8 protein-coding genes are annotated in these 7,353 nt (G+C 34.9%); 3 read left to right on the top strand and 5 right to left on the bottom strand.

What is annotated here, in order from left to right; all coding sequences use genetic code 11:
- Positions 1–100: 100 nt before the first annotated feature.
- Together A0J48_RS27100 and A0J48_RS27485 are read right to left on the bottom strand one after the other, a co-directional pair.
- The gene (locus A0J48_RS27100) at positions 101–472 is read right to left on the bottom strand and encodes a FitA-like ribbon-helix-helix domain-containing protein (RefSeq protein WP_234300996.1); all 372 of its coding nucleotides are present in this window, start codon (positions 470–472) and stop codon (positions 101–103) included.
- 276 nt (positions 473–748) lie between these two features.
- A complete protein-coding gene (locus A0J48_RS27485) occupies positions 749–877 on the bottom strand; it encodes a hypothetical protein (protein WP_267910317.1) in 129 nt (42 codons plus the stop codon).
- Between the two features lie 517 nt (positions 878–1,394).
- On the opposite strand from A0J48_RS27485, the gene A0J48_RS17765 reads away from it, so the two are divergent.
- Complete coding sequence (locus A0J48_RS17765; RefSeq protein WP_200325344.1) at positions 1,395–2,096, top strand: hypothetical protein; 702 nt, start codon at positions 1,395–1,397, stop codon at positions 2,094–2,096.
- A gap of 151 nt (positions 2,097–2,247) precedes the next feature.
- Here the strand turns inward: A0J48_RS17765 and cobO are convergent, their stop codons facing one another.
- Positions 2,248–2,928, bottom strand: coding sequence for a cob(I)yrinic acid a,c-diamide adenosyltransferase (gene cobO, locus A0J48_RS17760; protein WP_200325342.1), 681 nt, complete (start codon positions 2,926–2,928; stop codon positions 2,248–2,250).
- Between the two features lie 122 nt (positions 2,929–3,050).
- Positions 3,051–3,359: a DUF433 domain-containing protein gene (locus A0J48_RS17755; protein ID WP_200325340.1), complete on the bottom strand. Its 309-nt coding sequence runs from the start codon at positions 3,357–3,359 to the stop codon at positions 3,051–3,053.
- Positions 3,360–3,558: 199 nt separating this feature from the next.
- Here A0J48_RS17755 and A0J48_RS17750 point away from each other — a divergent pair, with 199 nt between their 5' ends.
- Positions 3,559–4,707: a homospermidine biosynthesis protein gene (locus tag A0J48_RS17750; protein WP_200325338.1), complete on the top strand. Its 1,149-nt coding sequence runs from the start codon at positions 3,559–3,561 to the stop codon at positions 4,705–4,707.
- A gap of 68 nt (positions 4,708–4,775) precedes the next feature.
- On the opposite strand, the gene A0J48_RS17745 is transcribed toward A0J48_RS17750, so the two are convergent.
- The gene (locus A0J48_RS17745) at positions 4,776–5,036 is read right to left on the bottom strand and encodes a DUF2887 domain-containing protein (protein ID WP_234300995.1); all 261 of its coding nucleotides are present in this window, start codon (positions 5,034–5,036) and stop codon (positions 4,776–4,778) included.
- A 30-nt stretch (positions 5,037–5,066) separates the two neighbouring features.
- Here A0J48_RS17745 and A0J48_RS17740 point away from each other — a divergent pair, with 30 nt between their 5' ends.
- Positions 5,067–6,770, top strand: a complete 1,704-nt coding sequence (locus A0J48_RS17740; RefSeq protein ID WP_200325336.1) for a reverse transcriptase domain-containing protein — start codon at positions 5,067–5,069, stop codon at positions 6,768–6,770.
- Positions 6,771–7,353: the final 583 nt, after the last annotated feature.

Here is a 7,353-nt window from a genome sequence, read left to right as displayed (position 1 = left end):
GATGAATATAGGGCAAATATTGCGAGGGATATTTTAGAGAAATTACCCCAATAGACTATTAAAAAAAATATCTATAATAAAAATTAGCCTACATTCGGATTTAATACCGTCTTCCTTCTTCTCTTGCTCCTCTAATGGATAATTTACCTAGAGACATTTCTTTTTTAAATTCTTTTAATTTATTTTTGATGTCCACTAATTCTTGTTCATTTCTAATTGAAGCATCATTGCTAAATAAATTAATTTCTTTACCACTTAAAAGAGCATTATTTTCAATTTGTTTGAGCATTAAAGCTGATTTCTTCTGAATTATTTCATCTTCAGAAAGGTTTGTGTCTTGTGCCTCAGCGTCAGTTAACTGTTGTAAAATTGCCTTAATTTCTGCCTGTAAAGAGTTACCATGTTTTTCAGCGCGAGTTCTTAGCCTCTCGATAATCAGGGGATCTAAATCTTCTAAAACAATCTGAGTCATAGATAAAATCCTTACCAAAGAATATCAAGGTGGAAATTTCTCAATCTTCTTCTCAATCTTAAATTATATACTTTGATTTTAACTATCCTTCAGTTTTCTAGGTTCTACCCAATACCAAGATTAATCAATTTTTATCTGCGTTTATCTGCGTTTATCTGCGTTAAATGATTTTTGATATCTTATTTTATGCAACTTCATATTAATTTGGTATAACCTACAATTTTGTTTATTAAACCGTAACACAAAGAAATTTTGCATATATTAGCGTAATATATCCTAGTATAAGTGGGAAGCCGTTTCCATATCGCCATTGTGCTTTTCTAAATGATTCATGGCTTCTATTCCAGGGGTATAATCGGGCATTAATTCCCGCATAGCTTGGATTTCGCTGTGGGTGAGTAGCAAAACTGATTCAGACTTTTTACTGAGAGGAGTGAAGATTCACTACATATCAGAGATTAGCATTTCACTTACCCAATAAATTTCCCTGTTCTCGTCCGAAATCTCCAGGTTTGCTGTTGTAGTTAGTCACTAGATAGAGATCAGCAAGGTCGAAATCAAGAATGTGTATCACATTTGGAAAGTAAATCAAGTGATCTAGATCAACAATTTACCTGTTCTCACCCATTGAGAAATGTACAAACAAAATGTCAAAATCAAAATATCCCCAATATTAAATCAGAATTTGAAAAATATATTTGCCATCCCCCAAAAGAGTGAATCCCTTGGGTGAAGCAAGAAAATTTTAAGGAATGATATTGTTCATATTATCAACCAAAATTCACGAAAACTTCATTTTTTGATACTTTTTTACTCCAGATAATATATATAAAACCTTTGAGGGAATCACCAAGTATCAGTGTTTAGTTAAGATTCAAGTTAATTGCAGATAAGTAGTTAGTTTTATTACAGGAGAAATCAGGTGCTTAACAATATTTTCCAAATCATTCCCTCACATCAAATCAAACTCCCTGTTATTGGACTACTTGTTGCTAGTGGGATTTTGGGTTTAGGTGTAATTGGTAATCAGACGAAAATTAACCTAAAATCTACAGCTATTGCAGCGGATTTACCAGGTTATACAAATCAAATTCAAAGTCGAGAAAATTCTCCTTTGTCGATTCAGAACGATATTAGAGAACCAAACAATCAAGTACAAATAAATAGTGTCGCTCCTAACAATTTATCATCTCAATCTGTAACGATTAATAATATTTCCACAAGCACAAGACAATTACAAGGAAAATCACCTGTAAAATTCCCTGAAAAAGATGGAATTTATCTTTATGGTCAGTCCCCAACACCAAACCAACTAGGACAAGGCTATATTGTCTTTCAAAAACATCAAGGTAGGGTAATTGGTGCTTTGTATATGCCCAGTTCTGAATTTAGCTGTTTTCAAGGTACACTTGCTAAATCAGGAGAATTGGCCATGACAGTAAAAAGTTCACCAGGTGAAAGTGGTGCAACTCAAGTTTCTACAGCTAGTAGAATACCTCAAGTAACTGATGAAGATACTATTACTTATGCCTATTCTGTCACACTGCAAGATTATCATCAGTTAAATTCTGTCAGTGCTAATGACAAGCAAATTTTGAATGCTTGTAGTCAAGATTTCAGGTAAGCATTCAGCTATTAGCGGTCAGCAAATGGCTACGCCAAGCTACGCTAACAGCTTGTTAACAGTTACGCCAAAAATCACTGTTTGAATATCTACTGATTTATCAAATATTCTGACTCCTGACTCCTGACTCCTGACTCCTGAATTCTTAAGTTTAATACTCAATTCCCGCTTGGGCTTTAATACCTTGATCTTTGAAAGGATGCTTAATTAAGGTCATTTCTGTGACTAAATCTGCCTTTTCAATTAAAGCCGGTGGTGCGCCTCTACCTGTGAGAATTACGTGCTTATCTGGTGGTTTTTGGGCTAAACCTGCTAATACTTGTTCAACTTCTAAGTAACCGAGTTTAAGTGCAATATTAATTTCGTCCAATAATACTAGTTTAAAATCTGGGTTGCGGATAAATTCTAATGACTTTTCCCAAGCAGCATTAGCTTTATCTAAATCCCGATCGCGGTCTTGAGTTTCCCAGGTAAAACCTTCACCCATTGCATGAAATTCCAGTTGTTCAGGCCAATGGCTGAAAACCCGCTTTTCTGAAGGTTCCCAAGCACCTTTAATAAATTGGACGATCGCTACTTTATATCCGTGACCAAGCGATCGCATCACCATCCCCAAAGCCGCAGTGGTTTTCCCCTTACCATGTCCCGTATTGACAATAATTAACCCTTTTTCCGGTATGGCTTTAGCTATGCGTTGATCTTGTATTTCTTTCCGCCGCTGCATTTTTTGCCGATATTTTTCATCATTCAAAGATGATGATGACATTACCTCATCTATCAACCGCGAAAGTTCTTGATCAGATTTTAATTCTTCTGGTGTGTCGTTTTTCATAAATCCTATTGATAAATAACTTTTACAATTAGGAGAATAACTTATAATATTTTAGTCTTTAGTAATTTTACCCTGAAAATGATATGAATTCTGTTAGCTGCGATCTTAATAATTCAAAACTGTCAGAATTTATTTTTTTGGTGATTTTTAAACATAAGCACTTCTCCTTCGCGTCGCTGACATTCTTCTTGATATCGACCAAATTCACTATCTAGTAATTCCTTATTAGCATAATAATAAGCCAACGCAGTGTAAATACCAGCAATTGTCAAATAAGGTTTATCTTCAATAATTTCTTCTGGAGTCATACCAGATTTAATTTCATTGACAATATACTGAACAGTAATGCGAGTGTCAGCAATTCGCGGACGGCCGCCACAAGTACCTGGTGTGCTAACAATCAAAGTAGAAACATCTGTGATGGTTGGCATCGGTTTTTGACTTAATCCTCTGGGATGACTTTATTATAAACTGAAAAGAGCGATCGCTTAAAGCATTCAAAATACTTAAAAATCAGCTTATCTAATCATCTTAATTTTATATCAGCGTGGTTCTAGTTTTAGCCACTTCCGTAGATTTGAATGCGATAACATTATATTCAGTGTATCTACTCTTCAGGATTTCCCAAAAATGTCAACAAAGCAAGGTAAAAAAATTGCACCCATACCCATGTCAGCCGATATTGGTGTGGTTGATTTGATTAATAATTACTTCACCGCTTATAATTCAGCCCGATTGCGGGAAGCTTGTCAACTGCTGAGTCAGGATATCTTTCAACCAGGTGTAACAGTGGGTGTGAGTCTTTCCGGGGCTTTGACACCAGCGGGTTTTGGAGTTTCCGCCCTTGCGCCTTTAATTCGTCATGGTTGCATTGACTGGATGATTAGCACTGGTGCAAATCTTTACCATGATATGCACTACGGTTTGGGTTTTGAATTGTTTGCGGGTAGTCCGTTTTTAGATGATGTCAAATTACGGGAAGAAGGAACAATCCGTATTTATGACATTATCTTTGGCTATGATGTGCTGTTAGAAACTGACGCTTTTATCCGTAAAGTGCTGCAAGCTGAACCTTTTCAAAAGCGGATGGGAACGGCTGAATTTCATTATTTGTTGGGTAAGTATGTGCGGGAAGTAGAAAAGCAATTGGGTGTACAGCATTCTTGCTTATTAGCTACAGCCTATGAATGTGGCGTACCCATTTATACTTCTTCTCCTGGGGATAGTTCCATCGGTATGAATGTGGCGGCTTTAGCTTTAGAGGGTTCTAAGTTGGTGTTAGATCCAGCTATTGATGTGAATGAAACAGCAGCAATTGTCTATGGGGCGCGAGAAAACGACGGTACAAGTGCAGCAGTAATTCTCGGTGGTGGTAGTCCTAAGAACTTTTTATTACAAACACAACCGCAACTTCACGAGGTTTTAGGTTTGGAAGAACGAGGACATGATTTCTTTGTCCAGTTTACTGATGCGCGTCCAGATACAGGCGGTTTATCGGGTGCGACTCCAGCGGAAGCAGTGAGTTGGGGTAAAGTTGATCCAGATGAGTTACCTAACACAATAGTTTGTTATACCGATAGTACAATTGCTTTGCCTTTGGTAACGGCTTATGTGTTAAATCAATGTCAACCCCGTACTTTGAAGCGGTTGTATGATCGACGGGAAGCATTGTTAGATACTTTGCAAAAAGATTATTTAGCTGCGAAGGATAACCCGGTTGTTAAGGAAGGTGAGGAGGAAGTAGCTACTTATCCTTGCGGTACGCCGGTGAAACGTTAGGGTTTAATTATCTATTGTGGGCGATCGCTTTTCCAGGTGTATCGCCCCTATATTTGTTCATCCAATGTCTATTTATTATTTTGCTTTGTGATTACTTGTTGCACGACTTCGATATCTAATTCAAGTATACGAGCAATTTGTTCTACAGTTAGTCCCTCATTTAACAATCTAGGAATGGTTTTTAACTTAGTTTCTTCTGCAACTTCTTGATAAAATCGAGTTTGCTGCCATTCTGTTAATCCAAACATTGCTTCTAACTCCTGACGGCTATAGGATGAGAATTTGTAAACCAGCATTCTTTCTACTAATTCTAAAAGATTATTTACCAAAATATTCAACTAATTGCATTTACCAAAAATATGGACTTTAATGATATTCTCAATAGAGGTATTGACCTCTACAAATCACAAAAATATATTGAAGCTCTTGAGTGTTTCAATCAAATAATTTCTCAAGATCCAAATAGTTATCAAGCTTATCACTACCGGGGTTTAATTCGCAGGAAACAAAGAGATGATCAGGGTGCAATTGCTGATTTAAAAACAGCTAATACACTCATTTTTGATGGAGAGTATACAAATATTTTTGAAAAAATTCAGGATTTAATTGGCAAAGATTATCCCCATCATTCAAATAATGAAAGTAATGATAATGCTGACTTTATTTATATTGAATATGGGGGTACTTGGTACATAGAAAAAGAAATATATGAATGGATATCCGCAGACTTAAAGAAATTGGAAAGTTTCCTTTCTAAAAGATTAGAAAAAATTGATTTATTGCGAGAAAAGCATCGTCAAAATTCCCAGTTTAATCAGCAGAAATTAGAAAGTAAAAACTTACCCATATATAATTACCATGAAGAAATTGCTCAAGCTATGGGAATTAGTATTAAAGGTTTACGCTTTCTGGCTTTTTCTCGCAAACATTATCATTATAATCGGTTTCAAATACCTAAAAAACCTAGTGGATATCGGCAAATTTCCGCCCCAAAAAAATTATTAAAAAAAGCTCAAAATTGGATATTGCATAATATTTTAGAAAAAATAGAATTACATGTGGCTGCTCACGGGTTCTGTTTACAACGTTCAATAGTGACAAATGCACAGATTCATGTAGGTAAAGAAGTCATTATTAATATGGATCTCAAAGATTTTTTTCCTTCAATTTCTTATAAACGAGTTAAGGGACTTTTTAAATCCTTTGGATATTCAGAAACAGCTTCAACAATTTTTGCTTTGATTTGCACTGAACCGAAAATTAAAGAAGTGGAAATAAACGAAGAACCTAAATATATATTATCATGGACAGATCGTTATTTACCCCAAGGCGCACCAAGTAGTCCAGCAATTACCAATATTCTTTGTCGTAGGTTGGATAGAAGATTAACTTTTATGGCTAAAGAATATGGTTTTGATTATACTCGCTATGCTGATGATTTAACTTTTTCTGCTGCTGGTGAAAGTCTTGTGCATATCAATAATATTCTCAAACTTACCAATTTGATTGTTAAAAAAGAAGACTTTGAAATTAATGAAAATAAAACTAGGGTAGTTCGCAATTATCATAGACAGGAAGTAACAGGTATTATCATTAATGAAAAACTGAATATTTCGAAAGAGAAACTTAAAACTTTTCGCGCTGTTCTTTATAAAATTGAAAAAGATGGACTGCAAAATTATACTTGGGGAAAATCTCAGGATATTATAGCAGCTATTGAAGGGTTTGCTAATTTTGTGGTAATGGTAAATCCAGAAAAAGGTGCTAAATTTATAGAGCTGATCAAACGAATTAAAGAAAAATATTTACGTAAACGTGAAAAATCTGTATTGGTTAATCAAGAGTTTATTACTCAATATCATATTGTCAAACAGATTAATTATGAACTCAAGGAATTGAGATTTAATAAAACTAAAAAACGCCAACATTTACAGGAAAATTATCATAAAGCTTCTCTACAACAATTAACGGAAGCAGAACTATTAGAATTTTTACATTATTTAACAAATTGGCAACCAGAAGAATTTTGTTTTAGTGACACAGATGATCCTGTTCCTTTCTAAAAAACTTGCTTTTTATACCTTCAATGTTTTATACTTTAATCATCACGCGCCATTGTCAACAGGTAAAACAGCCTTGCATTTGGGCGGTGGAGCGCCGCCCTTTGTGTTTAAGCTAATTCTTATTCACCTGGCTATCGCCGTTCGGTGAGTAAGTATGTGCTTTAGGATTATCTACTTTACCATGATCAAAGCTTACTGTTTACGTCGGTGTAAACTATTATGAGTTTTTATGGACGCTACGCGCTATAGGGATTTTTCCTTTCCTTTGGGCTTTGGGCTTACGAAGGGGCAACCTAATAACAATGTCGCGTGATATTTTTTATATATACTTGAGTTAACTATTAGTAAAATCTGTATATTTATATACATAAGGTATTTGAAAAATAAAAAATATTTTTCCCCATTAATAAACAATACCAACACCTGAATAATTAGGATATCCTAACGTTTTTTTGATAAAACTGCTGGAAAATGGAAAGGTGATTTTTTAGTTTTATTAAATCAATTCTAAATTTACTCTATCTTCAGCATAATTAGCAACTCAAATAAACAACTTCAGCCAATCATTAATCACCTGATGAAA

The sequence above is a fragment of the Sphaerospermopsis aphanizomenoides BCCUSP55 genome, from assembly GCF_001586785.1.
In the GTDB taxonomy this organism is placed as follows: Bacteria; Cyanobacteriota; Cyanobacteriia; order Cyanobacteriales; family Nostocaceae; genus Sphaerospermopsis_A; species Sphaerospermopsis_A aphanizomenoides_A.
Note: the sequence above shows the minus strand (reverse complement) of the source record. Positions and strands in the feature narration are given on the sequence as shown.

What these genes read in the sequence shown, in the direction of transcription:
- A0J48_RS27100 (WP_234300996.1), bottom strand. Translation starts at nt 472, where the DNA reads ATGACTCAGATTGTTTTAGAAGATTTAGATCCCCTGATTATCGAGAGG.
- cobO (WP_200325342.1), bottom strand. Translation starts at nt 2,928, where the DNA reads ATGAAAAACGACACACCAGAAGAATTAAAATCTGATCAAGAACTTTCG.
- A0J48_RS17755 (WP_200325340.1), bottom strand. Translation starts at nt 3,359, where the DNA reads ATGCCAACCATCACAGATGTTTCTACTTTGATTGTTAGCACACCAGGT.
- A0J48_RS17750 (WP_200325338.1), top strand. Translation starts at nt 3,559, where the DNA reads ATGTCAACAAAGCAAGGTAAAAAAATTGCACCCATACCCATGTCAGCC.
- A0J48_RS17740 (WP_200325336.1), top strand. Translation starts at nt 5,067, where the DNA reads ATGGACTTTAATGATATTCTCAATAGAGGTATTGACCTCTACAAATCA.